The 23,754-nt window shown below is 72.7% G+C and carries 25 protein-coding genes; 6 read left to right on the forward strand and 19 right to left on the reverse strand.

The annotated features are described in order from the left end of the window. The first annotated feature begins 133 nt into the window (after positions 1-133). Positions 134-904 carry a hypothetical protein gene (locus tag ABZ570_RS10250; protein ID WP_358059884.1) on the forward strand — a complete coding sequence of 257 codons (771 nt, stop codon included), beginning with the start codon at positions 134-136 and terminating at the stop codon, positions 902-904. A 34-nt stretch (positions 905-938) separates the two neighbouring features. Here ABZ570_RS10250 and ABZ570_RS10255 read toward each other — a convergent pair whose 3' ends face one another. Beyond that, positions 939-2,792 carry a DUF423 domain-containing protein gene (locus tag ABZ570_RS10255; RefSeq protein WP_358059887.1) on the reverse strand — a complete coding sequence of 618 codons (1,854 nt, stop codon included), beginning with the start codon at positions 2,790-2,792 and terminating at the stop codon, positions 939-941. A gap of 66 nt (positions 2,793-2,858) precedes the next feature. Next, positions 2,859-3,905 (reverse strand): lipoyl synthase, encoded by a 1,047-nt coding sequence (gene lipA / locus ABZ570_RS10260; RefSeq protein ID WP_358059890.1) that lies wholly within the window; start codon positions 3,903-3,905, stop codon positions 2,859-2,861. 443 nt (positions 3,906-4,348) lie between these two features. On the opposite strand from lipA, the gene aspS reads away from it, so the two are divergent. Both aspS and ABZ570_RS10270 read left to right on the forward strand, forming a co-directional pair. Next, positions 4,349-5,635: an aspartate--tRNA(Asn) ligase gene (gene aspS, locus ABZ570_RS10265; protein ID WP_358059893.1), complete on the forward strand. Its 1,287-nt coding sequence runs from the start codon at positions 4,349-4,351 to the stop codon at positions 5,633-5,635. A gap of 83 nt (positions 5,636-5,718) precedes the next feature. After that, positions 5,719-6,735, forward strand: coding sequence for an FUSC family protein (locus ABZ570_RS10270; protein WP_358059896.1), 1,017 nt, complete (start codon positions 5,719-5,721; stop codon positions 6,733-6,735). 4 nt (positions 6,736-6,739) lie between these two features. Here the strand turns inward: ABZ570_RS10270 and nadE are convergent, their stop codons facing one another. The 4 genes from nadE to ABZ570_RS10290 form a co-directional block, all read right to left on the reverse strand. After that, complete coding sequence (gene nadE / locus ABZ570_RS10275) at positions 6,740-7,645, reverse strand: ammonia-dependent NAD(+) synthetase (RefSeq protein ID WP_358059899.1); 906 nt, start codon at positions 7,643-7,645, stop codon at positions 6,740-6,742. Positions 7,646-7,660: 15 nt separating this feature from the next. Further along, positions 7,661-8,053 carry a VOC family protein gene (locus ABZ570_RS10280; RefSeq protein WP_358059902.1) on the reverse strand — a complete coding sequence of 131 codons (393 nt, stop codon included), beginning with the start codon at positions 8,051-8,053 and terminating at the stop codon, positions 7,661-7,663. Between the two features lie 4 nt (positions 8,054-8,057). After that, on the reverse strand, positions 8,058-8,705 hold the full coding sequence (gene lipB, locus ABZ570_RS10285) for a lipoyl(octanoyl) transferase LipB (protein WP_358059905.1): 648 nt from the start codon (positions 8,703-8,705) through the stop codon (positions 8,058-8,060). Positions 8,706-8,787: 82 nt separating this feature from the next. After that, positions 8,788-10,605 carry a DUF2079 domain-containing protein gene (locus ABZ570_RS10290; protein ID WP_358059908.1) on the reverse strand — a complete coding sequence of 606 codons (1,818 nt, stop codon included), beginning with the start codon at positions 10,603-10,605 and terminating at the stop codon, positions 8,788-8,790. Between the two features lie 185 nt (positions 10,606-10,790). Here ABZ570_RS10290 and ABZ570_RS10295 point away from each other — a divergent pair, with 185 nt between their 5' ends. Continuing rightward, positions 10,791-11,984, forward strand: a complete 1,194-nt coding sequence (locus ABZ570_RS10295) for a PHB depolymerase family esterase (RefSeq protein ID WP_358059911.1) — start codon at positions 10,791-10,793, stop codon at positions 11,982-11,984. A gap of 36 nt (positions 11,985-12,020) precedes the next feature. On the opposite strand, the gene ABZ570_RS10300 is transcribed toward ABZ570_RS10295, so the two are convergent. The 6 genes from ABZ570_RS10300 to ABZ570_RS10325 form a co-directional block, all read right to left on the reverse strand. Then, a complete protein-coding gene (locus ABZ570_RS10300) occupies positions 12,021-12,920 on the reverse strand; it encodes a TIGR01777 family oxidoreductase (RefSeq protein ID WP_358059914.1) in 900 nt (299 codons plus the stop codon). Positions 12,921-13,105: 185 nt separating this feature from the next. Continuing rightward, positions 13,106-14,209, reverse strand: a complete 1,104-nt coding sequence (locus tag ABZ570_RS10305) for a hypothetical protein (RefSeq protein ID WP_358059917.1) — start codon at positions 14,207-14,209, stop codon at positions 13,106-13,108. Next, the gene (locus ABZ570_RS10310; RefSeq protein WP_358059920.1) at positions 14,206-14,706 is read right to left on the reverse strand and encodes a SigE family RNA polymerase sigma factor; all 501 of its coding nucleotides are present in this window, start codon (positions 14,704-14,706) and stop codon (positions 14,206-14,208) included. The genes ABZ570_RS10305 and ABZ570_RS10310 overlap by 4 nt, the downstream gene beginning before the upstream one ends. A gap of 303 nt (positions 14,707-15,009) precedes the next feature. Beyond that, the gene (locus ABZ570_RS10315; RefSeq protein WP_358059923.1) at positions 15,010-15,303 is read right to left on the reverse strand and encodes a hypothetical protein; all 294 of its coding nucleotides are present in this window, start codon (positions 15,301-15,303) and stop codon (positions 15,010-15,012) included. Then, complete coding sequence (locus tag ABZ570_RS10320; protein WP_358059926.1) at positions 15,297-15,530, reverse strand: hypothetical protein; 234 nt, start codon at positions 15,528-15,530, stop codon at positions 15,297-15,299. The genes ABZ570_RS10315 and ABZ570_RS10320 overlap by 7 nt, the downstream gene beginning before the upstream one ends. A 29-nt stretch (positions 15,531-15,559) precedes the next feature. Then, complete coding sequence (locus tag ABZ570_RS10325; RefSeq protein WP_358059929.1) at positions 15,560-15,847, reverse strand: hypothetical protein; 288 nt, start codon at positions 15,845-15,847, stop codon at positions 15,560-15,562. A gap of 334 nt (positions 15,848-16,181) precedes the next feature. On the opposite strand from ABZ570_RS10325, the gene ABZ570_RS10330 reads away from it, so the two are divergent. Further along, on the forward strand, positions 16,182-16,415 hold the full coding sequence (locus ABZ570_RS10330) for a winged helix-turn-helix domain-containing protein (RefSeq protein ID WP_358059931.1): 234 nt from the start codon (positions 16,182-16,184) through the stop codon (positions 16,413-16,415). 38 nt (positions 16,416-16,453) lie between these two features. Here ABZ570_RS10330 and ABZ570_RS10335 read toward each other — a convergent pair whose 3' ends face one another. The 3 genes from ABZ570_RS10335 to ABZ570_RS10345 all read right to left on the reverse strand — a co-directional run bounded on the left by ABZ570_RS10335 (position 16,454) and on the right by ABZ570_RS10345 (position 17,888). Continuing rightward, a complete protein-coding gene (locus tag ABZ570_RS10335) occupies positions 16,454-16,873 on the reverse strand; it encodes a type II toxin-antitoxin system VapC family toxin (RefSeq protein WP_358059934.1) in 420 nt (139 codons plus the stop codon). Next, entirely contained in the window at positions 16,863-17,132 is a 270-nt protein-coding gene (locus tag ABZ570_RS10340) for a type II toxin-antitoxin system prevent-host-death family antitoxin (protein WP_358059937.1), read from the reverse strand. The genes ABZ570_RS10335 and ABZ570_RS10340 overlap by 11 nt, the downstream gene beginning before the upstream one ends. Before the next feature lie 63 nt (positions 17,133-17,195). Beyond that, a complete protein-coding gene (locus ABZ570_RS10345) occupies positions 17,196-17,888 on the reverse strand; it encodes a hypothetical protein (protein ID WP_358059940.1) in 693 nt (230 codons plus the stop codon). 779 nt (positions 17,889-18,667) lie between these two features. Between ABZ570_RS10345 and ABZ570_RS10350 the strand changes: the two genes are divergently transcribed. Beyond that, positions 18,668-19,459 (forward strand): SGNH/GDSL hydrolase family protein, encoded by a 792-nt coding sequence (locus tag ABZ570_RS10350; protein ID WP_358059943.1) that lies wholly within the window; start codon positions 18,668-18,670, stop codon positions 19,457-19,459. Here ABZ570_RS10350 and ABZ570_RS10355 read toward each other — a convergent pair. From ABZ570_RS10355 to ABZ570_RS10370, 4 genes are all read right to left on the reverse strand, one after another. Further along, positions 19,443-20,489 (reverse strand): LLM class flavin-dependent oxidoreductase, encoded by a 1,047-nt coding sequence (locus ABZ570_RS10355; RefSeq protein ID WP_358059946.1) that lies wholly within the window; start codon positions 20,487-20,489, stop codon positions 19,443-19,445. The two genes, ABZ570_RS10350 and ABZ570_RS10355, sit on opposite strands and share 17 nt — an antisense overlap. A gap of 113 nt (positions 20,490-20,602) precedes the next feature. Beyond that, positions 20,603-21,505, reverse strand: a complete 903-nt coding sequence (locus ABZ570_RS10360) for an oxidoreductase (RefSeq protein WP_358059949.1) — start codon at positions 21,503-21,505, stop codon at positions 20,603-20,605. Beyond that, entirely contained in the window at positions 21,502-21,999 is a 498-nt protein-coding gene (locus ABZ570_RS10365; protein WP_358059952.1) for a hemerythrin domain-containing protein, read from the reverse strand. The genes ABZ570_RS10360 and ABZ570_RS10365 overlap by 4 nt, the downstream gene beginning before the upstream one ends. Before the next feature lie 293 nt (positions 22,000-22,292). Beyond that, positions 22,293-23,624, reverse strand: a complete 1,332-nt coding sequence (locus tag ABZ570_RS10370; RefSeq protein WP_358059955.1) for a low temperature requirement protein A — start codon at positions 23,622-23,624, stop codon at positions 22,293-22,295. Between the last annotated feature and the right edge of the window lie 130 nt (positions 23,625-23,754).

Genomic DNA, 23,754 nt, shown 5'->3' on the forward strand with positions numbered 1-23,754 from the left:
CCGCCGCCCGCTCCGAGGGACATCCGGGACAGGCGAGGGACATCGGGGAAAGACGAGGGGCACCGGGCGTCGACCGATTTCGCTATCGTGCCTTCGTCCCGGCCTTCGGCCGGCCTGCACGGGGGAACGCACATTGAACCACCACACGGCACTGTTCACGCCGGCTCTGGCCGGCCTCCTGCTCCTCACCGCTGGCTGCACCGCGTCGGAGGAGCCCACCAAGGCCCGGGCGGCGGCCCAGGCCAGCACCGCCGCGCCAGCCCCGACGCCCGACGTCCGGGCCGAGTTGGTGGCGGCGCTGCAGCGGTCGCAGGGCGTCGCTCACCGGTACGCGGTGCGCGGCGACCTGCCCGAGGGGCAGAAAGTCAAGGGCACCGGTGCCCTCGACCCGAAGGCGCGGCGGTTCCAGTCGACGATCGCGGTGACCGGCGGGAAGGACCCGTCGGCGGGGAGCCGGATCGTGATCGGCGCCGACAGCTACTCGCGGCCGTCCGACGACAAGGGCTGGGTGCACGTCGACCTGAAGCGGGTGCGGCGGGACGATCCCTTCCTGCGCTTCGACTGGCTCGACCCGACCGGCCTGAAGGCGTTCGCCGCGTCGGTCACCTCGGTGCAGCCGGCGGGCCCGCACACGTACACCGGCCGCTTCGACCCGAACGGTAAGGATGCCAAGTCCTTCCTTCCCGTGGGCGCACCGAGCATCGTCTCGCTCGGCATGCCCCTGTCGCCGTTCACGATCACGACCGACGACCAGGGCTGGGTCACCTCGATCACAGTGGAGCTCACTCCCAGCGAGGGCCCGAAGCTGACGATGACGACCACGATGAGTGGCCACGGGAAGCCACTGAGGATCAAAGCGCCGGCGCGGGCCGGCGAGGCCGCCGACTTCTACTACGGCAAGTGACGCCCGGCGCATCGCCTCGACGCCGTCGAGTTCGTCAACCGTGGCCAGTCGGGCGGGGCAGGTACACCCGCCAGCCGTCGACCGTGACCACCGCCAGGTCGCCCCGATCAGGGCCGACCCGCCGGTCGAGCCGGTCGGCCAGTGGCGAGCCGACCGGCGCGACCCAGGCCGCACCGGGATCGTCGGTCACCGCCCGCCGGTACGCGGGCAGCCGGTCGAAGCCGGGGCGCAGCTCGTCGTCGACCACCGCGCAGACCACGTCCTCGGCGGTGGCGAAGGTGAGCCGGTTGCAGGTCCAGTAACCGCCGCGTACGTGCCGTACGCTGAGGTCGCCGAGGGTGTCGACGAGCGCCCGGTGCCGCTCGGCCTCGGCCTGGACGGGTGGCACCTGGGCGATCGCTCCGGCGGTGGCAACCCCCGCCGTGCCGAGCATGGCGGCCAGCACGGCGAGTGCCGCCATGCCGGCCGTCCGGGAGCGTCCGCCGCCCCCCGCCGGGCCACGCCCGCCGGCCGTGCCGGCCACGTTGTCCGCGAGGCGATGGTGTCCCTCCGACCCGGACACCGCCGGTTCGCCGAGCTGACGGCGGCCCCGCCACACGCGGCGCCACAGTGGCCAGAGCAGGGCGGGCGTGGCGACCGCCAGGCAGGAGAGGTACCGAGAGCTCTCCACCGGAGTCCGCCCGGCCGCGCTGCTCGCCGTGTACGCGACCAGCACCGCCGCCGCCCCGGCCAGCAGCGCCAGCCGCACCGCCGCCGACACCCGCCGGTCGTCTTCGCTCGTTGGTGCCGGGCCGGCGGCCGGCGGCACCGGCGTACGGAGGGTGCGCCCGGCGGCGAGCGCGGCGAGCAGCAGCAGGATCGGGAACGCCAGCGCCCACCAGAGCTGCCAGGTGGCGCAGTGGCTCGGTGCGCAGAAGCCCATGCCGAGCGGCGGCCCGAGCACCAGGCCGCCGTACAGCCGCTCGCCCCAGCCCGCCACCGCGTCCCCGCCCCCGGCGACCAGCACCGCGGCGAGCGGGTTGCGGCCGTGCCGGAGGCTGTCCAGCAGCATCGGTGCCGCGCCCAACAGCAGCGTGCCCGCCACGACCAGCCCCGCCCGGCCGGCCAGCTCCCGCCGCCGCCACACCACCAGCACCGCGCCGGTTCCGAGGACGTACGGCAGGATCAGCGGGTCGACCCAGAGCATCAGCCCGGACACCAGCCCCCAGGCCGCCCAGCGGGACAGCCGCGCGGCGGTGCGCGGGCGGTCGGGCTCGGCGTCGCCGACGGGCTCGCCGGGGACCGGCCGTCCGGCCCGACCCTCGGTCGACCCGCCCGATCCGCCGGGGACCGGCCGCCCGGTCCGGCCCGGCGTCGGCCCGCGCGCGCACAGCCCGACGGTGAGCAGGGCGAGAGCCACCCCGGCCGGGTTCAGCTCGGGGTAGCCACCCCCGGCGATCAGCTGGTTCTTCACGACCCGGTCCGAGCCGAGCGCGAGGATGCCGACGACCAGCAGGGCGTACCAGGGGTCGCCGCCGAGCCGGCGGGTGAGCCGCCAGGACAGGGCGAGGAAGAGCGCGTACAGGGCGAGGGTGGGCAGCCGCAGCGCGAGCACCGACGGCCCGACGAGGGCGACCAGCGGCGCGGCGAGATACGCCTCCAGCGTCCCCATGTACGCCTGCCCGTAGAACCAGACCGGGAAGTCCTCGCCACGGGCGATGTGCAGGGCGGCCAGCCCCATCGTCGCCTCGTCGCTGTTGGTGGGCGGGGCGTCGGCGAGCAGCAGCGCCAGCCGGTACCCGACCCCGGCCAGCCCGACGAGCAGGGCGAGCAGCACCGGCAGCCGGGGACGCCGGGGCGTACGCGGGTGGGCGGCGTCGCGCGGCTCCTGGCGTACCCCGGCGGTCATGCCTGTGATCATGGCATCCGGCCGGGGCCGGCGGCGGGGTGACACGGCAGGTCGACCGGCCCGGCCTCAGCCGGCGGTGACGGCCTCCTCGCGGGCGCTGAGCGCCTGCTGGTAGAGCCGGCCGGCGCGGTACGACGAGCGGACCAGCGGGCCGCTCATCACGCCGGCGAAGCCGATCTCCTCGGCCTCCTCGCGCAGCTCGACGAACTCCTCCGGCTTGACCCAGCGGGTGACCGGGTGGTGCCGGGGGGAGGGGCGCAGGTACTGCGTGATGGTGATCAGCTCGCAGCCGGCCTCGTGCAGGTCGCGCAGCGCCTGGGAGACCTCGGCCCGCTCCTCGCCCATGCCGAGGATCAGGTTGCTCTTCGTGACCAGGCCGGCGGCGCGCGCCTGGCGGATCACGTCGAGGGAGCGCTCGTAGCGGAACGCCGGCCGGATCCGCTTGAAGATCCGCGGCACGGTCTCCACGTTGTGCGCGAGCACCTCGGGACGCGACCCGAAGACCTCGGCGAGCTGCTCCGGCACCGCGTTGAAGTCGGGGATGAGCAGTTCGACGCCGCAGCCGGACTGGAGGGCGTGGATCTGCCGGACCGTCTCGGCGTAGAGCCAGGCGCCGCCGTCGGGCAGGTCGTCGCGGGCGACGCCGGTGATGGTGGCGTAGCGCAGGCCCATCGCGGCGACCGACTCGGCGACCCGGCGGGGCTCGTCGGCGTCGAACTCGGCCGGCTTGCCGGTGTCGATCTGGCAGAAGTCGCAGCGCCGGGTGCACTGGTCACCACCGATGAGGAAGGTGGCCTCCCGGTCCTCCCAGCACTCGTAGATGTTGGGGCAGCCGGCCTCCTGGCAGACCGTGTGCAGCCCCTCGCGCGAGACCAGCCCGCGCAGCTGCGTGTACTCCGGCCCCATCTTGGCCTTGACCTTGATCCACGGCGGCTTGCGCTCGATCGGCGTCTCGGCGTTGCGCGCCTCGATCCGCAGCAGCCGCCGCCCCTCCGGGGCCACGGTGGTGCTGCGGCTGGCCTGCGGGGTCGTCGGCGTGGAGTGCTCGATCGTCACAAATCCGAGCCTACGCTGGACGGCGGCCGTCGATGAACGTCGGGCGACCGCCGTCACGCCGCAAACGTTGTGACGCCGGACACCAGGGGCCCGAAAACGGCGTCACACGGCCCGTGCCGAGGTGCTAGCGTGCGCGGCAGAGCTGCGACGGAGCCGAGTAGCGCACCGACCCGCCAGCGCAGAGAGCCGCCGGTTGCTGGAAGGCGGTCTGGCGCCGGCGCGTGAAGACCCTCCCGAGCTGCGGGAAGAACGGCGTATGGGTAAGGAAGGGCACCTTCTTAACCTCTCCGGTAGAGGAAGGGCCCCTTCTTAACGACGCTCAGTAGAGCCCGCCGGCTGGCCCCCGTGACCGGGCGACGAACGAGGCTCCCGCTCCAGCGGGGGCGAAGGTGTGGTGGCACCGCGAGGATCCCGCTCGCCCACACCTCCCTGGGGCTGAGGCGATGCTTCGCCGCCCGAGGGTGGCGAAGGCGTTGCGATTGATCAAGGAGCAGCCCACCATGCAACGCATCCTGTCTTCCCAGCTCACCCACCATGTCGGCGAATCCGTCCGGATCGCCGGCTGGGTGCACCGCCGCCGGCTGCTCAAGTCGGTGGCCTTCCTGATCGTCCGGGACGCCGCCGGCCTGGCCCAGGTGGTGGTCACCGACCCGGCCGTGCGCGCCGCCGTCGAGAAGCTCACCGAGGAGACGGTCGTCGAGGTCGTCGGCACGGTGATCGCGAACGACACCGCGCCCGCCGGGGTCGAGCTCGCCGAGCCGGCGGTACGACCGCTCGGCCCGCCCGCCGTGCCCCCGCCGTTCGACCTGTACCGGCCGGCGCTCGCCGCCACCCTGCCCACCCAGCTCGACCACGCGCCGGCCGCGCTGCGCCATCCGACCCGCTCGGCGGCGCTGCGCATCTCGGCGGCCGGCGTGGCCGGGTTCCGGGCCGCCCTGGACGCCCGCGGCTTCGTGGAGATCCACACCCCGAAGGTGGTCGCCTCGTCCACCGAGAGCGGGGCGAACGTCTTCGCGCTGGACTGGTTCGGCCGGCCGGCGTACCTGGCCCAGTCGCCGCAGTTCTACAAGCAGCTCATGGTCGGCGTCTTCGAGCGGGTGTACGAGGTGGGGCCGGTGTTCCGGGCCGAGCCGCACGACACCGTCCGGCACCTGGCCCAGTACACCTCGCTCGACGTCGAGCTGGGCTTCGTCGCCGACCACCGGGACGTGATGGCCGTGCTGCGGGACACCCTCGCCGGGATGCTGGGAGCGGTCGCCGAGCGGGCCGGCGGCGCGCTCGCCACGCTCGAGGTGACCGTGCCCGAGGTGCCGGCCGAGATCCCGGCCGTGCACTTCACCGAGGCGCTGGCGATCGCCGGGGCGCCGGCCGACGAGCCCGACCTCGCCCCGGCGCACGAGCGGGCCCTGGGCGAGTGGGCCCGCGCCGAGCACGGCTCCGACTTCCTCTTCGTCACCGGGTACCCGATGGCGAAGCGGCCCTTCTACACCCACCCGGACCCGGCGCGGCCCGCCTACTCCAACGGCTTCGACCTGCTGTTCCGGGGCGTGGAGCTGGTCACCGGCGGGCAGCGGCTGCACCGGTACGAGGACTACCTGGCCGCCCTCGCCGCCCGGGGCGAGCCGGTCGAGCCGTACGCCGGGTACGTGGACGCGTTCCGGCACGGCATGCCGCCGCACGGCGGTTTCGCGATCGGGCTGGAACGCTTCGTGGCCCGGCTCACCGGCGCGGCCAACGTCCGGGAGGTGACCGCCTTCCCTCGCGACCTGCACCGCCTCACCCCCTGAGCGGTAAGGAAGGGCACCTTGTTAACACCCGTCTGTTAACAAGGTGCCCTTCCTTACAAGCCGGGCGGGGTATGAAGGACTGGATGGGCGAGCAGGTGCGGGCGACGCTGCGGGACCTGCTGCACCTGCGTCCGGTCCGGGGCGCCCACCGGGTCGCGCTGCGGGCCGGGGTCAGTGTGCTGGTCCCGCTGCTCGCGGTGCTCGCGCTGGGTCACCCCAGCTGGTCGGTGTACGCGGTCTTCGGGGCGTTCACCTCGCTCTACGGGCGCAATCACGTGCACCTGTCCCGGGCGGCGATGCAGGCCAGCGCCGGGGCGGCGCTCACCGCGTCGATCGTCCTCGGGGTGCTCGTCGCCTCGCTCCAGTCGCGGGCGTGGGTCGCGGTGCCGGTCATCGCGGTGGTCGCGGCGCTGGGCACGGTGCTCGCCACCGCGCAGGACTGGCACCCGCCGGGGCCGCTGTTTCTCGTCTTCGCGCTCGGTGCGGTCGCCTCGGCCCCGCACCCGGTCTCGGCCGTGCCGGTCGCCGCCGCCGTGGCCGGGCTCAGCGCCCTGTTCGCGCTGCTGGTCGGGAACGTGGGCAGCCTGGTCGGGCGGCAGCGGAGCCGGCCGGCACGGCTGGCACCCGGGTGGACCTGGGCGCCGGTGCGCTACGGCCTCGCCGTGGTGCTGGCCGGCGGTACGGCGACCGCCATCGGGATCGGGCACCCGTACTGGGCGATGGTGGCGGCGGTCGCCCCGCTGAGCGTCCAGGGCGTCACCGCCCAGCTCGTCCGCGCCGCGCACCGGGTCCTCGGCACGCTGCTCGGGCTGCTGACCAGCGCGCTGCTGCTGGCGCCGCACCTGTCGCCGTACGCCACCGTGCTGGTCGTGGCGGGGTTGCAGATCGTCACCGAGCTGCTGGTCGGGCGCAACTACGGCCTGGCGCTGCTGTTCATCACCCCGATGGCGCTGCTGATGGGTCAGCTCGCGGCGCCCCGCCCGGCCGGTCAGCTCCTCTACGACCGAGGGGTGGAGACGGTGATCGGTGCCGCCATCGGTGGCCTGATCGTGCTCTGCGAACCGTGGTTGCGGGCGCGGATCAGGCCCGCCGGGCGCTGACTGCTCAACCCTGCCGGGCGGTGACCCGGTCAGCCTGCCGGGCGGTGAGCTGGTCGTCCGCCTCGCGGCCGTCCAGCGGGCCCGGGGGTGCGATCGGGAGCCGGCGCTTGTGGTCGGTGGCCCGGTAGCGGGCCACCAGGGCCTCCGCCACCTCCGCCGGGACCGGCCGGCCCTCCAGGTAGTCGTCGATCTGCTCGTACGTCAGGCCGAGCGCGTCCTCGTCGAGCTTGCCCGGGGCCAGGCTCTCCAGGTCGGCGGTGGGTGCCTTGCCGACCAGTTCGGCCGGGGCGCCGAGCGCCCGGGCGAGCGCGCGGACCCGACGCTTGGTCAGCCCGGTGAGCGGCACCACGTCCGCCGCCCCGTCGCCGTGCTTGGTGAAGAAGCCGGTGACCGCCTCGGCCGCGTGGTCGGTGCCGACGACCAGCCCGCCCATCGCCCCGGCGACCGCGTACTGGGCGATCATGCGTTGCCGGGCCTTGACGTTGCCGTGCACGAAGTCCTGCTGTGCGGCGTCGGTGAAGGCCAGCCCAGCCGCCACCAGCGCGTCCAGGGCGGCGTCGCTGGCCGGCTTGACGTCGACCGTGAGCACCCGGTCGGGCCGGATGAAGCTCAGGGCCGCCTGGGCGTGCTGCTCGTCGGCCTGCACCCCGTACGGCAGGCGCATCGCCACGAAGACCGCCGGGTGGCCGGCGTCGCGGGCCCGTTCGACGGCGAGCTGGCAGAGCCGCCCGGCGGTGGTGGAGTCCACCCCGCCGCTGATGCCGAGGACCAGCGCGGTCAGCCCGGTGTCGACCAGGCGGTCGGCGAGGAAGACGACCCGCCGCTCGATCTCCTCCTCGGCGTCGAAGGCCGACGCCACGTGGAGCTCGGCGGCGATCCGCTGCTGGGTCGACGTCAGGTCGACGGTCATCCGGGTCCTTTCCGGTCAGGCGGGACCGAGCAGGTCCCACAGGTTGCCGGCGAGGTCGCGGAAGACGGCGACCCGACCGTAGGGCTCGGTGCGGGGCGGCTTGACGAACTCGACGTTCGCCTCGCGCATCCGCCGGTAGGTGACGTCGAAGTCGTCGACCTGGAGGAAGAAGCCGACCCGGCCGGCGGTCTGGTCGCCGACCACGGCCTCCTGCCGCTCGCCGTCGGCGCGGGCCAGCAGCAGCCCGGTCCCGCCGCCGGGCGGGCGGACCACCACCCAGCGCTTCGGGCGGCCGTCGTTGGTGAGCGACGGCTTGTCCTCGACCAACTCGAAGCCGAGCACCTCGGTGAAGAAGATGATCGCCGGGTCGTAGTCGGCGACGACCAGGGTGACGAGATCGATCCGCACGCGGTCAGGCCTCGACCCGGACCAGGGTCGGCAGGTGGCGCTCGACCACCGGGAGCACGTCGGCGACGGTGACCGGCCGGCCCAGCTCGGCGGTGAGGGAGGTGGTGCCGGCGTCCCGGATGCCGCACGGCACGATCCGGTCGAAGTACGTCAGGTCGCAGTCGCAGTTGATCGAGAAGCCGTGCAGGGTCACGCCCCGGGCCACCCGGATGCCGATCGCGGCGACCTTGCGGGCCGGACCCCGGTCGTCCTCCGGCACCCAGACGCCGCTGCGCCCCTCGACCCGACCGGCGGCCAGCCCGAACTCGGCGCAGACGTCGATCAGCATCTGCTCCACCCGCCGGACGTACGCGACCACGTCCACCGGGTCGGGCAGCTTGAGGATCGGGTAGCCGACGAGCTGCCCCGGCCCGTGCCAGGTGATCTTGCCGCCGCGGTCCACGTCGATCACCGGGGTGCCGTCCATCGGGCGGTCCCACGGCTCGGTCCGCTTGCCGGCGGTGTAGACGCTGGGGTGCTCCAGCAGCAGCACGGTGTCGCCCTGCTCGCCGGCCACCACGGCCTCGTGCAGCCGGCGCTGCTCGTCCCAGGCGGCCTGGTAGTCGAGCACACCGGCGTGGACGGGGGTCAGCCCGGAAGTCGTCACGCTCACCCGCCCAGCCTAATCCCGCGACCGGCCGGCGCGCGCCGTGAGCCTCGTCGCGTCAGGCGGCGGGAGCGTCAGGGTGGGAGCGTCAGGGCGGCGGGACCTTCCAGAGCCAGACGTCGTCCACCCGCTGCGGCTCCCCGAGCAGCGCGGTGGCGGTGCGGCGTACGGCGTCCTCGTCGATGTTGTACTTGGCGCCGTGCACCCGGTCGGCCAGGATCACGACCTCGACCCGCCAGTGGTGCAGGTCCGCGAGGGATTCCCGGATGCTGCCCTCGGTGACGATCGGCGGCAGCCCGGTCCGCCCGGCCTGGTCCATCAGCGAGTCGAAGGTCCGCGGCACCGGCCCGATCCGGCCTCGTCCCCCCGGCCCGCCGGGGCCGAGGAAGAACCCGGCCGGGATGTGGAACTCGCCCTGCCGGTGGGCCAGGGCGTACGCCTGCCAGCGCTGCCCGTCGGGGGTGACGTCGACGGTCAGCGGCAGCGGGGTGAGCACCCCGCCGGGTGAGACGTACTGCTGCCAGTGGCCGCTGGTGATGAACTGCGGGATCGGTTCCCGCACGCTGGTCAGCAGCGGGGTGGGCAGCAGCGGCAGCAGCGCGACGGCGAAGCCGAGCGCCCAGGCCGCCGACGTGGCGCGGTGCCGGGGCGGCCGGGTCCGGAGCTGGTCGACGGTGTACGCCAGCAGCAGTCCGATCACCGGGGCGACCACCAGCGCGAGCCGGGACGGCAGCGCCGCGTTGATCACCGGCAGGTTGTCCAGCACCCCGAACGGGAGGATCTGGTGCGTCCGGCGGCCGTTCCACCTGGCCCGGGGCCCCCAGGAGAGCACCGCGAAGACCACTGCGGTGCCGCCGAGCGCGGTGAGGGTGGCCCGGAACGCCTGCTCCGCGCGCCACCAGAGCACGCCGAAGCAGGCCACGCCGAGCAGCAGCAGGGGAATTCCGAAGAACGAGTTCTCCTCGGTCGGGTTGGGGGCCAGGGAGGTGCCCAGCCCGGCCCAGCCCGCGAGGGACCGGCGCGGGTACGACCCGTACGCGGCGATGTCCTCGGAGTGGATGAGCGGGTCGAAGCCGGTGCCGTGGAAGCGCTGCGGCCCGGCGAAGTGCAGCCACAGCGGGTACGCCAGCAGCACCCCGGCCACCAGCGCGGTCACCCCGAGCCCGCCCAGGAAGCGCGGCAGCGCGGCGCGGATCTGGGCCCACCGGCTCGGGTGCACCGCCCACAGCACCAGGAACAGGGCGACCGCCAGGGCGGTGAAGAAGAGTCCCTCGGCGGCGATCGAGAAGGCGAGCGCCACCAGCAGGCCGAGCACGATCCCGCCGCGTACGGCCCGGCCGGGGCGGCGCAGCCGGAACACGCCCCAGACCAGCAGCGGCACCAGCCAGCCGGCGGTCCAGTTCAGGTGAGCGTTGGCGTGCGAGACCATCGCCGGGCAGTAGCCGATGAACAGGGCCCCCACCCCGGCGGCCAGCCGGCTGCCCACCAGGTATCGGCTGAGCAGCCAGTACCAGGCCACCGCGGTGGCGACGAGGTTGAGGGTGAGGATCGCCAGGAACGTGGCGGGCGGCCCGATCAGGTACGTCAGCGGCGCGAAGACCACCGCGTACACGGTGATCGAGGTGTTGACCGCGAGGTTCACCCCGTCCGGGACGTTCAGCAGGTGCGTGAAGAACGGGTTCTCGCCGTGGGTGACCGCGTGCCCGCCGAAGGCGAGCAGCCACTCGAAGAGCGCCTGGTCGCTGGAGTTGACCGTGATCGCGCGGGTGTTCGGGCTCCACCACATGCCGCTGGTCACCCAGACGGCCAGCGCCGCCGCGGCGAGCACCACCACCAGGTCGGCGCGCCGGTTCGGCGCGACACGCGCGGGCGACGGCTCGGTGGCCGGCGACGGGGTAGTCGGCACGCAGCGGACGTTACCAACCGGACCGGGACACGCCGGGCAGACCCGGAACCTTGACTTCGTCCGGCCGTGACACACTTCGATGTTGGTGAATATGTTGGCGGCGGCCATGTCGGGTGACGAAACACGGACGTAACGTCGCGGCAAATCCCAGGTGACCCGGTTCACAATTCCCCCAGGAGGTCGCCGTGCGCCGCTCCCCATCCATCCTCACCCGGCTCGCCGGGGCGGCGGCCGGCGTCGTGCTGGCCGCGGCCACCGTGCTCGCCGTCGCCCCGCCCGCCCAGGCCGCCACCCTCACCCAGGTCGCCAGCTTCGGCTCCAACCCGGGCAACCTCGCCATGTACGCGTACCGCCCGGACGGACTGCCGGCCAACGCGCCGGCCGTGGTGCTGCTGCACGGCTGCACCCAGAACGCCTCCGGCTACTTCGCCAACTCGGGTTGGCAGAAGTACGCCGACCTGTGGAAGTTCGCGCTGATCGTGCCGCAGCAGCCGGCCGCCAACAACTCCAGCTCCTGCTTCAACTGGTTCGAGACCGGAGACACCGCACGCGGCCAGGGCGAGGCCCTGTCGATCAAGCAGATGGTCGACCACGCGAAGACCAACTACGGCATCGACGCCAGCCGCGTGTACGTCAGCGGCCTCTCCGCGGGCGGCGCGATGAGCGCGGTCATGCTCGCGACCTACCCGGACGTCTTCGCCGCCGGCTCGGTCATCGCCGGCATTCCGTACCGCTGCGCCACCAGCACCACCACCGCGTACAGCTGCATGAGCCCGGGCGTCGACAAGACCCCGGCGCAGTGGGGCGACCTGGTCCGGGGCGCCTACTCCGGGTACGCCGGCCCCCGGCCCCGGGTGGCGATCTGGCACGGCACCAGCGACTACACGGTGGCGGTGGCCAACGCCACCGAATCCCGCGACCAGTGGACCAACGTGCTCGGCGTCTCGCAGACCCCGACCAGCACCGCCTCGCTGCCCGCCGGCACCAGCCTCGAGGTGTACGGCAACGACGCGGTCCGGGTCTACCGGGTCTCCGGGATGGGCCACGGCACGCCGGTCGACCCGGGCTCGGCCACCGACCAGTGCGGGACCGCGACGGCGTACTTCCTGGACACCATCTGCTCGACGTACCGGGACGCGCTCTTCTTCGGCCTCGGCGGCTCCTCGCCCAGCCCGACCCCGACGGCGACCGCGTCCCCGTCGCCCTCGCCGACCTGCGTCACCGCCAGCAACTACGCGCATGTGGCCGCCGGCCGGGCGTACCAGTCCGGCGGCTACGCGTACGCGCTGGGCAGCAACCAGAAGATGGGCCTCTACAACACCTACTACACCACCACCCTGAAGCAGACCGGCCCGAACTACTGGGTCATCGGCTGCTGACCGCGCCTGGCGGTCGCACCCGCCGCCCTCGCCGGGTCACTCGGTGAGGGCGGCGTGCAGGGCGGACGGAAGGTCGGGGTGGGCCCAGGTGAACGCGGCCCTGGTGAGCACGCCGGGGAGGACCCGGGTGCTGGTCAGAGCCTCGTGGGCGAAGCCGCCCAGGGCGATCTTCAGGGCCAGCGCGGGGATCGGGATGATCGCCGGCCGGTGCAGCTGGCGGGCCAGTTCCTTGGTGAACTCCGCGTTGGTGACCGGGTTCGGGCCGACCAGGTTGACCGGGCCGGCGAGATCGTCGCGGGCCAGCAGGAGGGCGACCGCGTCCAGCCAGTCGCGCATCGAGATCCAGGGCAGCCACTGCCGGCCGCTGCCCAACCGCCCGGCGATGCCGAGCCGGAACGGGAGCAGCTGCGGCTTGAGCAGGCCGCCGTCGCGGTGCAGCGGCAGCCCGATGCGCAGCCGCACCACCCGTACGCCGGCGTCCTCGGCCGGCCGGGTCGCGGCCTCCCAGACCCGGCAGACGTCGGCCAGGAAACCCTCGCCCGCCGGAGAGTCCTCCTCGACCGCCCGGTCGCCGGTGTTGCCGTACCAGCCGACGGCGGAGGAGTTGAGCAGCACCGCGGGCCGGTCCTCGGCGGACAGCTCGGCGATCCTGATCGCCAGGGTCGTCGTGGTGTCCACCCGGCTGGAGCGGATCAACTGCTTGTACTCGTTGTTCCAGCGCCGGTCGCCCACCCCGGCGCCGGCCAGGTTGACGACCGCGTCGGCGTCCGCGACCACCGCCGGGTCGAGCTGCGCCGCCGACGGGTTCCACTGCCGCTCGTCGGGCGTGCGCGGTGCGCGGCGGACCAGGCGGGTGATCTGGTGCCCGTCCGCGGTGAGTCGGTCGACCAGCCGGGTGCCGAGGAAGCCGGACGCGCCGGCCATGAGGATCCGCATGCTCATATCTTCGGATACGGAGCCGGTGCGCGATGCGTTGAGCGGCCTGAGTCACTCGCCGGTCCCGCGCTCCGTCCTGTTCGGGGAAGTGACCTGTTCGGGTCGCGGTTTGGCCTGGCGCGCATGGGGTGAGGATTTGCCCACGCTGCGGCGGATCGGGGAAGCCGCCGCAGCGTGGGAGTTTGTCAGACGCAGTAGGTGCGGACCTTGAGCACCTTCACCCGCAACGCCGGAAGGGCGGCCGCGAACGCCTGGGCGTCGGCCTGGCTCGCGAAGTACACCGCCGTGTAGCGGTTGGCCGACCCGGTCAACCCGAGCGCGCTGTCGGCGCCGTCGTCGCACTCGGTCGGCACGACCGTGGCGTGGTAGCCCAGTTCGGCGGCGGCCGCGATGCTCTTGCCGGGCAGCGGTTTCGGATCCGTCGGCTCGATCACCTCGAGCACCGCGACCCACGCCTCGCCGCCGTTGGTCAGCTTCGGCAGCGCCGCCGGCCGGCCCGCCTTCGGCGAGCAGTTGACGTCGTAGTAGCAGAGCCGGCCGACGAGGGCCTGCGCGTCCTGATCGATCTGCGGGATCTCGGGGTAGCCCCAGACCTCGACGATCGCGGCGCCGACCCGGACCACGTCATACCGCACCGGCGCGCCGGTGTGCTCGCCGGCGCCGTCGGCCGGCAGGGCGAGCGTGATCGTCGCCGCCTCGTCGCCCCACTCTGGGCTGGCCGCCTTCTTGAGCACCCTGGCGCCCGGGAAGCCGCTGCAGCTCTGCAGCTGCTGCCGGACATTGCGCATGATCGAATGGGCCGTGCTCTGGTCCGGGTAGACGTAAAGGTGCTGCGTGATGTTGACCTCAGTGGCTGGCGGACCGACGCGCTGGCTGGCGGACCGCTGCATCGCCGGCTCGCCGAAGCACGGCGACAGGTCGTTGGATTGGTCGGCTATGTCCGTTTCTTGATCGCGCAGCAGGAAGCCGTCGGGGATCTTGGCGTCCTGGGTGCGGTCGCCGGTCGGGGGCGCCTTGACCGGGCTGGTCGGCGCCGGCGCGGTCACCGTCGCGGCGGGCGGAAGGTTCGGCCGCGTGCCGGCGAGCCCGTCCCCCACGGCCGCGTAGCCACCGGTGAGTACGGCGAGCACCGCGACCGCGGCGAGCGTGACGTGTCCGGCTCGGCGGCGGCGGCCCCGGGCGACGATCTGCGTGGCGGGCGGCCCGGCGACCGACGGACCCACCCGCGTCCGCAGCCCGCGGAACGCGTCGTCGACGGCCTGCGTCTGCGCTGCCTCGTCTGGGTTCACTGTTGGCTCACATCCAATGCGTCCGTGGCGAGCATGGGCGCCAACGCTTGGCGTCCCCTGGCCAGGCGCGCCTTGATGGTGCCTTCGGGCGTGCCTTCGGCGCGGGCGATGTCGCCGACCGACAAGTCGCCGAGATGGAACAGCACCAGGGCGCGGCGCTGCGGCTCGGGCAGCCGTTTGAGCGCGTTGATCAGGTCGAGCGTGGCGCCGTCCGGCTCAGCTGGCGGCGCCGGCGGACCGTGCCGGGTCCAGGTGGACAACGCGACCCGGGCCCGCCGCCACCGGCTGATCGCCAGGTGGTGGCCGACCTTGCCGACCCACGCGCGCGGGTTGTCGTAGCCGCTCAGCCGAGACCATCGCAGCCAGGCCCGGACATACACCTCCTGGGCGATGTCCTGCGCCTCGGGCAGGTCGCCGGTGTAGGCGACCAGCTGCGTGACGAGGCCCCGGTAGGTGTCGCGGTAGAAGTCCGCGAAGGTGCTCTCCTCAGCCATCATGGGCTCGGCTTTCTGCCATGACGAGGTACACGCTGCTGGGCCACCGCCGGTTGCCTGGATGCCAGGAAAAGTGTCGCGTCATCCGTCGCCGCCACGTTCTTAACTACTGCCAGCCCTTGACCACCTGATCGATCTCGTTCACCAGCGAGTTCCAGCTGCTCAGCCGAGAGACCGGGCCGGACGGGTCGAGCAACTCCAGAAGTTGACGCCGATGCTGGTCGAACCGCTTGCGGACAACCTCTCGGCGGCCGGTCTCCCCGGAAGCTCACCGGTGATCGAGGTCGACGCAGGCTTCGGCATTTCCTACTCCCCGTCTACTGCTTCGTCGAGTAGGCCGGGCGTGGCGGTGGCTGTTCGGCAGGCCCAGCCGAGGAAGCGGGCGAACAGCTGCCCCGGCTCGGGCCCGTCGTCCGGGTGCAGGATGTGCAACTCGCCGGCCGCGTCGTGCAGCATCCCGCCGAGGTAGACCAGGAGCGCCACCCGGTCCTCGGCGTACTCGCGCAGCAGGGTGAGCCGGGCGGCCGGGCACGGCCAGGGCGCGGCGCAGGCCCGGCAGAGCCAGAGCGGCCGGATCGGCGTGTGCGGCCGACTCACCACCGGCCGCCGTTGGCCCGCCAGGTCTGCGCCGGGGTGAGCCAGCCGACCCGCCCGACCTGCGGGTTCGCCCGGGTCACCTCGTCCCACCACCGGCTGTTCGGCGGTGGTGCGGGCGGCTCGGTAGGCACGGGCGCGTGCCGGTCCGGGCAGGCGGTCCAGCGCAGGCCGCACGAGCACCAGCGCCGCCCGCGCCGCCAGGTCCGCCGGTGCCGGGGTGCGAGCGGCACCGGCCCTGCGTTCCGTCGCGGCCACATCCTCACCGCCCCCCATCGGGTACGCGGACCAGCGTCTCGCCGCGGGTCGCCAGCTCGTCGATCAGGTCGTTGGGCAGGCCGCGCGAGCGCAGCACCCGCCGTCCCCAGCGGTGCAGCAGGCAGGGGTACGGGGTCCGGTCGCTGCGGCACAGCGGGCCGGTGGGCCATTCCTCGGGTACGTGCACCAGCACCGCCCGGATGGCCAGGCGCACATCCTCGACCGTCACCACCCACGGCATCGGCAGCTCGCCGAGCACCTTCTCCATCGCATCCACCGGTTCATCAACCACCGACCGCACGCTGCTCCGCCTCTCTTAGGTGCGGCACCGAGACGGGCGGGGTCGGCCGTGCGCGCGCATGGTCGGCCGGAGCCCGGCACCCGCCCCGGGCCTGCTCACGAGCCCGCCGTGACCTGCGGCGAGCAGGGGGTGGCACCCGGCCGACTACCGGGGGAGTAACCGGCCGGGTGGTCCTACGGGGTGACCAGCTCGCGGTTTGCAGACCAGGTGAGCGGGTCGGCACGAACTTATACTTAGTACTGCTCATAGGTCAACCACTCAGTACCTCTTACTTGTCGGTAGAAGCAAGGCGTGATCAAATGGCGGTGCAGACCAGGGAGAGCAGATGCCCGCCAAGCCCAAGTGGGCGCAGCTCGCGGACCTCATCCGCGAGCAGATTGCGTCCGGAGAACTTGCCCCAGGCGACAAGTTGCCGTCCACCGCACAGCTCTGTAGCCAGCATGGTGTATCGGCAGGGGTGGTCAACCACGCCATGATCGTGCTGAAGACCGAAGGATTGGTCGAAGGCGTACACGGCCTCGGGGTCTTCGTCACCGATCGAGGAGGCGCGCAAACATAGCGCGTTGCTCCTCGCTATCTACGGGGACGTGGAGTTGATCAAGCTGGGCGGTTGACGGCGTGCACCGCGACGAGCCCGTTCAACCCCTCGAAGTCAGCAGGGTTGGTGGTGTAGAGCGGCAGGCCGTTTGTGTGGGCCACTGAAGCGATCATGAGGTCGGCGATCCTGCGGCGGGTACCGCGCCCGGTGGCGAGTACGGCCGCGCTGATCAGACCGAATGCTCGCGCCGCCTCGGCGTCGAACGGCAGCGGCTCGAACGTCGCTTCGACGTGTTGAAGGACGCTCATCCGGCGCGCCCTTTCCCGCGGGTCGTCGGTGTGGTGGGGCCCTGCGGACAGTTCCGCGAGCGTGACGGCGCTGATCACCATCTCGTCCGGTAGCTCTGCCGGATTCAGACCGGCGAGGTGGATGACGATGTTGGTGTCGATCAGGCCGCGAAGGGGGAGTTCACCACTCACGATCGAGAAGGTCCTGTCCGATCGCCGCGTCGAGGTCCCGACGGAATCTCGCCTCGTCAAGTACCGGCGCGGTCGCGAAGGCCGCCATGACCTCGGCTCGGGGAACGAAGGTACGCCGCCGGATAGGGATCAGGCGACCGATCGGAGTGCCGTTGCGGGTGATTGTGAACGACTCTCCGCGCTCAACGCCGCGCATGATGGCGCCGGAGTCATTCCGCAGCTCGCGCTGCGTGATTTCGCGAGGAGCTTGCTCAGCCACGACGACAGTTTAACCCCTGTGCTACGGAGTGCTACAGAGGAGGCGGGTGGGGGAGGACCCTGGCTATGCCGGTAAGGCCGTCAGAAGTAGATCCGTGACCATCGCGGGCTGCGTGACCATCGCCAGGTGATCGGCGTCCCGGCGGCAGACCCGGTACCCGCGTTCTTCCGCCTGCTCTGCCGTGGACTGGTACGCGGCGCTCAGCTGGAGGTAGACGTGCCTGGCCGAGTTCCACGCCCCGCCCGGCTCGGGCAGTACCTCGGAGGCGACCTTCCACGGCAGCTCGGGTAAGCCGTGCAGCACGTGGCGCCGCTGGTCGGGGTCGGGCAGGAGGTCGTCGAGGGAGCTGGCGGGGAACCAGGTGTCCCACGTCGGCAGGCGGCCCGACACTGCGATCTCCCGCAGCCACGTGGCCCGCTCCGGCGGCATTGACCCGATCCAGCTGGTGCCGGGGTGTGGCAGGCGGGCGTCCAGGAAGACGACGTCGAGTTGGTCGCTGCCGACCGCGTCGGCGATGCCGGGCAAGTAAGGGCCTGCGCGGCTGTGGCCGACGACGACGATGGGCGCACCGGGGGCGACGCTGGCAGCCGCTGCCGCGCAGACCGCCGCGTAGAAGGACGGCGCCTCGACCAGAGGGCGAAGATCGGGTACGGCCACGCGCCACCCCGCTGCTTCGAGGTGCGGCCGCAGGGCATCCCACGTCGCCGGGGTGAGGAGCGGACTGTGGACGAGGAGCATCGTCGGTTCGGCGAGCACAACCCCATCCTGCTACAGGTGCCCGGATCCGCCGGCCCTGCCACCTGAGCAACTGCAGGTGAGACGCCGCCAACAGACCGAAGTCGCTCGGCTCGGGCTGGTCCGCGTATCGGCGGCTCTTGATCCAGTGACCACCACGTTCCACGAAGGCCACCTCGCGTACGGCGGGCACCAGCACATCCACGACCTCGACAGTCCGAAATTCGCTGCTCTGCTCGGTGCCGGCTGCGGCGGCGGGCGGATGCCCAAGCACGGGGAGGCGTCATCCGGCGAAGCCCACCCCACTCTGCGATATGCCTGTGCGGCATAAATATGACTCAGCGGCATATCGCTCACGAGACGAGGTGTCTCCCGCCGCGACGCGCCGAACGCGCCGGCCCGGTGTCCCACCGCCCAGCCGTGCCGGCCGCCTCACTCCAGAAGCCGGCCGCGTACGGCCGCCGCCAGCCCAGGTTCAACGCCGGCCCCCCAGGTACGCGGTGACCCCGGATCTTGCGGCCGTCCGTCGTTGGCATGCCGCCGAGGTCGCGAGCATTACCGCAGCCCAGCGATCCGTGCAGGATCACTGAACGGAATGCCGCATCGGCACCGTCCACGATGGACTCGGCGAGTCCCTCCGCAGCGGTCCGGGCGGAGACCTCGTCAACGCGCGCTACCCGGTGTTTCTAGCGTCGCCCGCTGACGGGGCTTTGCTTTATGTCCCGATGGGTCTTCCGGGGAGAAGCATCCAATGCTATCTATATAGCCACGGATCACTCCTTCCGCCCCTGGAGGACGACGTGCTCAAAACCCGCCTCGTAACCCTCACCATGGGCCTGGCCACGGCGATTGCCAGCGTGATCGCGCTGGCCACGCCGGCCCAAGCGGCCTCCACCGTCCGATACGTCGCCCTGGGCGACTCGTACGCCTCCGGCGTGGGCGCCGGCAATGAAAGCGGCTCGTGCCGGCGCAGCCCCAACGCCTACCCGTCGCTGTGGGCGACGGCCAACGCTCCCGCGTCGTACACCTTCGTGGCCTGCTCGGGTGCCACCACGACGAGCGTGCGCGACACCCAGCTGGGCTACCTGTCGACCAGCACCACGCTGGTGAGCATCACCGTCGGCGGTAACGACGTCGGGTTCAGCGACGTCATGACCACCTGCGTGGTGTACGGCGAGTCGGCGTGCGTCGCGGCCGTCAACGCGGCCGAGGACAAGGCCCGCAGGGAGCTGCCGCCGAAGCTGGACGAGCTGTACAAGGCGATTCGCGCGCGAGCGCCGTCTGCCCGGGTGGTGGTTATCGCCTACCCGGTCTTCTACAAGCTCGACACCCCCTGCGCCGGCCTCAGCCAGACGTCCCGCGCGAAGATCAACGAAGGCATCAACCTGCTGGATGACCTCACCAAGAATGCCGCCGTCCAGAACAGCTTCGTCTTCGCCGATGTCCGCCCGATCTTCCGTGGCAACGAGCTCTGCGCCTACGGCGAGAAGTGGCTGCACGCGTTGAACTGGGCCGACACGAGCATCTCGTACCACCCGACGGCCGCCGGGCAGTCCGGCGGTTACTACCCGACCTTCAGGGCCGCCGCGTGACGGCCTGATCCGGCTTCCCGTGGTCGGCGGTCCCGCCGCCGACCACGGGGCTGCGGACGAACGGTGGCGGCTCAGCCGTGAGCGAGCGCGCGGCCACAGTGCTCGTCGTCGACAGCGCGGCGAGCCGGGGGAGGAGCGGGGCGAGCGCGTCGACGGCGTCGGCGCGTACCACGAAGCGGGTGATCCCCCAGCGGCGCTGATGCTCCGCGACCGCCGTGACGATCTCGTCCTCGGTGCCGATCAGCACGAACGGCGTGGCGAGCAGTTCGGCGGTGGTGAGGCCGGCGTGCTCAGCGAACTTCGCGGCGGCGGCCTCGGCGTTGTCGGTCACGGTGACCTGCTGGACCAGCGCCTCCAGTGCGGGCGGCGCGTCGCGGCCGGCGGCACCGGCCGCCACGTGGGCGAGCTGGGCCTCGATCTGGTCGGCCCGCCACCGCACCTCGTGCATGTACCCGTCGGGAAGGGTGCGGCCGGCGCCGATCAGGCCCACCACGTCGGCGTGCGCGCCGGCCCAGCGCAGCAGCTTCGAGTTGCCCGTACCCATGGTGAGCGGGACCCGGTCCTGCACCGGCCGGAACTCGATGAGCCGGGCGGCGTGGGTGACCAGGTCGGGGGAGTCCACGGTGACCTCCTTGCCGGCCAGCAGGTCGCGGACGGCCTCGGCGACGGCGACGCAGCGGCGGACCCGACCCTGCACGTCGGGGCGCTCGCGGCCGACGGCCCGCCACTCGGCCGGGGTGTGACCCGCGCCGATGCCGAGCCGGGCCCGCCCGCCGGAGACCACGTCGAGGGTGGCCACGTCGGTGGCGAGCAGGATCGGCTCCCGGACTCCGGCGTTGGAGACGTACGAGCCGAGGCCCAGCGTCGAGGTCACCGCCGCTGCCGCCGCGAGGGCCACGAACGGCGACGCGCCGTGGCCGGGGTGGTCGGCGGCGAACAGGGCGTCGAAGCCGGCCGCCTCGACCCGGCGGGCCAGGTCGAGCCAGCTCGCCGCGTCGGTCGGTCGGGCCTGTACGGAGAAGATCGCCATCGCCCCAGCATGGTGCGCCCGCACCCGCCCCGGCCAGCCGACACCCCCCGATTCTGCCAATGGGCGAATCCCGAGCGGCTGGTCAGCAGGGGCCCCCGGTACAACGCCAGGCGTCAGGAGGCGGCCCCTCCTTTCGCGTGGAGGGCGGCGAGGCGGGCCAGGTCGGTGGAGGTGAGGCGGAGGGCACCGGCAGCGACGTTCTGCGCCAGGTGGTCGGGGTTGCCAGTGCCCGGGATGGCCAGCACGTTCGGCCCCTGGTGCAGCGTCCAGGCCAGCCGGACCTGGGCCGGGGTCGCGTCGTGCTCGCGGGCGACGGCGCGTACCTCGTCGTGCTCGGCGCCGGTCGCGCCGGCCTCCCGCCCGGCCGTCGCCAGCGAGAAGAACGGCACGAACGCGATCCCGTGCGCGGCGCAGTCCCGGATCAGCGCGTCGTTGCGCTGCCGGTAGCCGAGGCCGTACGAGTTCTGCACGCAGACCACCGGGGCGATGGTCCTCGCCTCGGCGACCTGCTCCGCGGTCACGGCGGAGACGCCCAGGTGCCGGATCAGCCCGGCGTCGCGCAGCTCGGCGAGCGCGCCGAAGTGCTCGGCCAGCGGCTCCGGGCCGTACACCCGGAGGTTGACCACGTCGAGGTGGTCCCGGCCGAGCTGGCGCAGGTTCTCCTCGACCTGGCCGCGCAGCTGGTCGGGGCGGGCCATCGGCAGCCACTCACCGGACGGGTCCTTGCCCGGCCCGACCTTCGTGACGATGACCAGGTCCTCCGGGTACGGCGAGAGCGCCCGGTTGATCAGCTCGTTGGCCGAGCGCAGCGGCGAGAAGTAGAACGCGGCGGTGTCGATGTGGTTCACGCCCAGCTCTACCGCCCGGCGCAGCACCGTGATCGCCCGGTCCCGGTCGCTCGGGCTGCCGTCGGCGTTGGCGGTCAACCGCATCGCGCCGAAGCCGATCCGGTTGACCGTGCAGTCGCCGAGCTGCCAGGTCCCGGCTGCCGCCGCGTTGATCGTCCCCGTGGTCAATTCGTCTCCTCATCCGGTACGTCGAGGCCGAGCAGTTCCTCGGCCGTGCCGCCGGTCACCGCGTCCAGCGCGGCGACCAGCTTCCGCTCCTCGTAGGTGAAGTGCGACTCCAGCAGCGCGGCGAGGCCGTCCAGCTCGGCGCGGACCGCCGGCCCGTCGGCCGCCCCGGCGAGCAGGGCGTCGACCCGGCGCAGCAGGTCCGCCACCATCTGGTGGTCCGCGCTCAGCTCGGCGAGGACCGGTCGCAGCTCGGGCGCCTCCTCGGCGAGGAGGCGGAACGCGCCGCCGTCCTCGCCGGTGTGGTGCCGGTCCAGTGCCGCGCAGAAGCCGACGCAGTACGCCCGTAGCTCCAGGGACAGGCCGGTGCCGGCGTTGCCGGGGGAGTCGAGGCTCACGCGGAGCCGGGCCAGCTCCTCGCGGAGCCAGTGGTGGATCTCGATCAACTGGGTGCCGAGGGTGGTCAGCCGCCCGGCCGGTGAGTGGGATGGGTGCACATGGTCCCCTGCTGTCCCGCGCCTCCATGCCCTCGGCGGCCTTCGAGCCGGGCGCACCGCGACGCTGGCCGCGGATTCTACGCCGGTGACCCGATCGGGTGGTGGCCCCGGCCCCCGGCCGGCGCGGATCCGGCACCGCAGAGACTGGGCCGGTGGATACGGATCTTGGCAACGGGGCCGGGCCGTCAGTTGAGCCGGAGCCGACCCGCCACAGCACGGCGCCCCGACCACGACCCGTGACCCCCCGGCCGTGACCCGAGCCGCCCGGCACATCACGGCAGCCCGCGCCCGGGTCACTCGCCCTCGTCCGGCTCGTTCGGCTCGTGCCAGCGGGCCCGGTAGGCGGCCTCGTGCGCCTCGTGGGTGGTCCGTTCCTCGAAGATCAGCCGGCGCAGCGCCGTCCGGCCCTCCTCGAAGATCACCACCTCGGCGGCCACCATGCCCACGCAGACCACGGTCAGCAACGCGAGGGCACCGAGCGCTGGGATCCGCTCGGCCAGCGGGATGCAGACGGCGAGCAGCCCCAGGGTGCCCACCCGGGTCCAGCTCAGGGTGCGCAGGGCCCGCAGCTGGAACAGCATGTTGCCGCCGAGGTACAGGATCACCCCGCCGAAGAGCAGCGGCTCGGCGGGACCGCGCGCCGGCGCCCAGTTGGAGACGTGCACGTTGGTGATCTGACTGACGATCGCCTCGGCACCGAGCGCGAAGAGGATGATGCCGGCGATCATCGGCAGGTAGCAGTACGCGTACGCGTCCCGGGCCATGGCGACCCGGGGCCCGTCCTCCGCCGCGTGCAGGGCGATCCGAGCGGCCGGCCCGATCATGTCGTAGTGCGCCCACCAGAGCGCGGCGGTGAAGAAGATGCTGAGCACCGCCGCCGCCACGGCCACCAGGGTGGGCGGCTGCCCGATCAGGTTGCTCCCGACGCCGACCGAGATGACCGACTCGCCCAGCGCGATGATAAGGATCAGGTCGTATCGCTCGGTCCAGTGCTCCGCCGAGGCGACGCCCCAACCCCAGGTGCCGGCGAGTTGGCCGGTGGTGTACTGGAGCAGCACGACCAGGGCCCACAGCCCGTCCCGGACGAGCGGCGCCGCGGCGGACTCGTGCATGGCCGGGGGGATCAGCGCGGCGGCGAGCAGCAGCAGGGTGCTGCCCACCACCTCCGGGGCGAACCGCATCAACTGCCGGCGCTCGTTCGGGCTGTCCCGCACCGCGTGCAGGTAGAGCAGCATGTGCACCAGGCGGACCACGATGTAGCTGACCGCCGCGACGACCGGCCCCGCGGCATTGCCCCGCACGTCCTGGAACGCCTGCGGCAGCGACAGGGCGAAGGTGAACAGGGCTGCCATGCCGACCGTCATCAGCACCGGCACGAAGCCCTCGCCGAGCCGGATCCGGGTGGCGACCACGCTGTGCACCACCCACGACCACCAGAGCACGGCGAGGACCAGCAGGGCGTGCAGCAGCGCCCCGCCGCGGATGTCCTGCGCGGTGGAGCGGGTGATGATGAAGAACGAGAAGACGAAGACCAGGTCGAAGAAGATCTCGAACCGGTCCACCCGGGCCGCGGGAGCCACCGGCACCGCGGGCCCCAAGCGCCGCCGCCACCCGAAGCCGCTCACCGCACGAGTCTTTCAGCGGCCGGTCGGTGCCGCGCCGGATTCCGGTACGGCGAAGGGCGCGCGGCGTGAGCCGCGTCGGCCTGAGCCAGTCCGGGACGTCGCGGCTGGTCACCCGCCTGGAGAAGAGCGG

It is taken from the genome of Micromonospora sp. NPDC007271 (genome assembly GCF_040634005.1).
GTDB lineage: Bacteria > Actinomycetota > Actinomycetes > Mycobacteriales > Micromonosporaceae > Micromonospora.

Coding starts and splice junctions, on each gene's coding strand:
- ABZ570_RS10255 (WP_358059887.1), bottom strand. CDS start 2,792: ATGACCGCCGGGGTACGCCAGGAGCCGCGCGACGCCGCCCACCCGCGT.
- ABZ570_RS10300 (WP_358059914.1), bottom strand. CDS start 12,920: ATGCGGATCCTCATGGCCGGCGCGTCCGGCTTCCTCGGCACCCGGCTG.
- ABZ570_RS10270 (WP_358059896.1), top strand. CDS start 5,719: ATGGGCGAGCAGGTGCGGGCGACGCTGCGGGACCTGCTGCACCTGCGT.
- ABZ570_RS10310 (WP_358059920.1), bottom strand. CDS start 14,706: ATGATGGCTGAGGAGAGCACCTTCGCGGACTTCTACCGCGACACCTAC.
- nadE (WP_358059899.1), bottom strand. CDS start 7,645: ATGACCGTCGACCTGACGTCGACCCAGCAGCGGATCGCCGCCGAGCTC.
- ABZ570_RS10355 (WP_358059946.1), bottom strand. CDS start 20,489: ATGGCGATCTTCTCCGTACAGGCCCGACCGACCGACGCGGCGAGCTGG.
- aspS (WP_358059893.1), top strand. CDS start 4,349: ATGCAACGCATCCTGTCTTCCCAGCTCACCCACCATGTCGGCGAATCC.
- ABZ570_RS10330 (WP_358059931.1), top strand. CDS start 16,182: ATGCCCGCCAAGCCCAAGTGGGCGCAGCTCGCGGACCTCATCCGCGAG.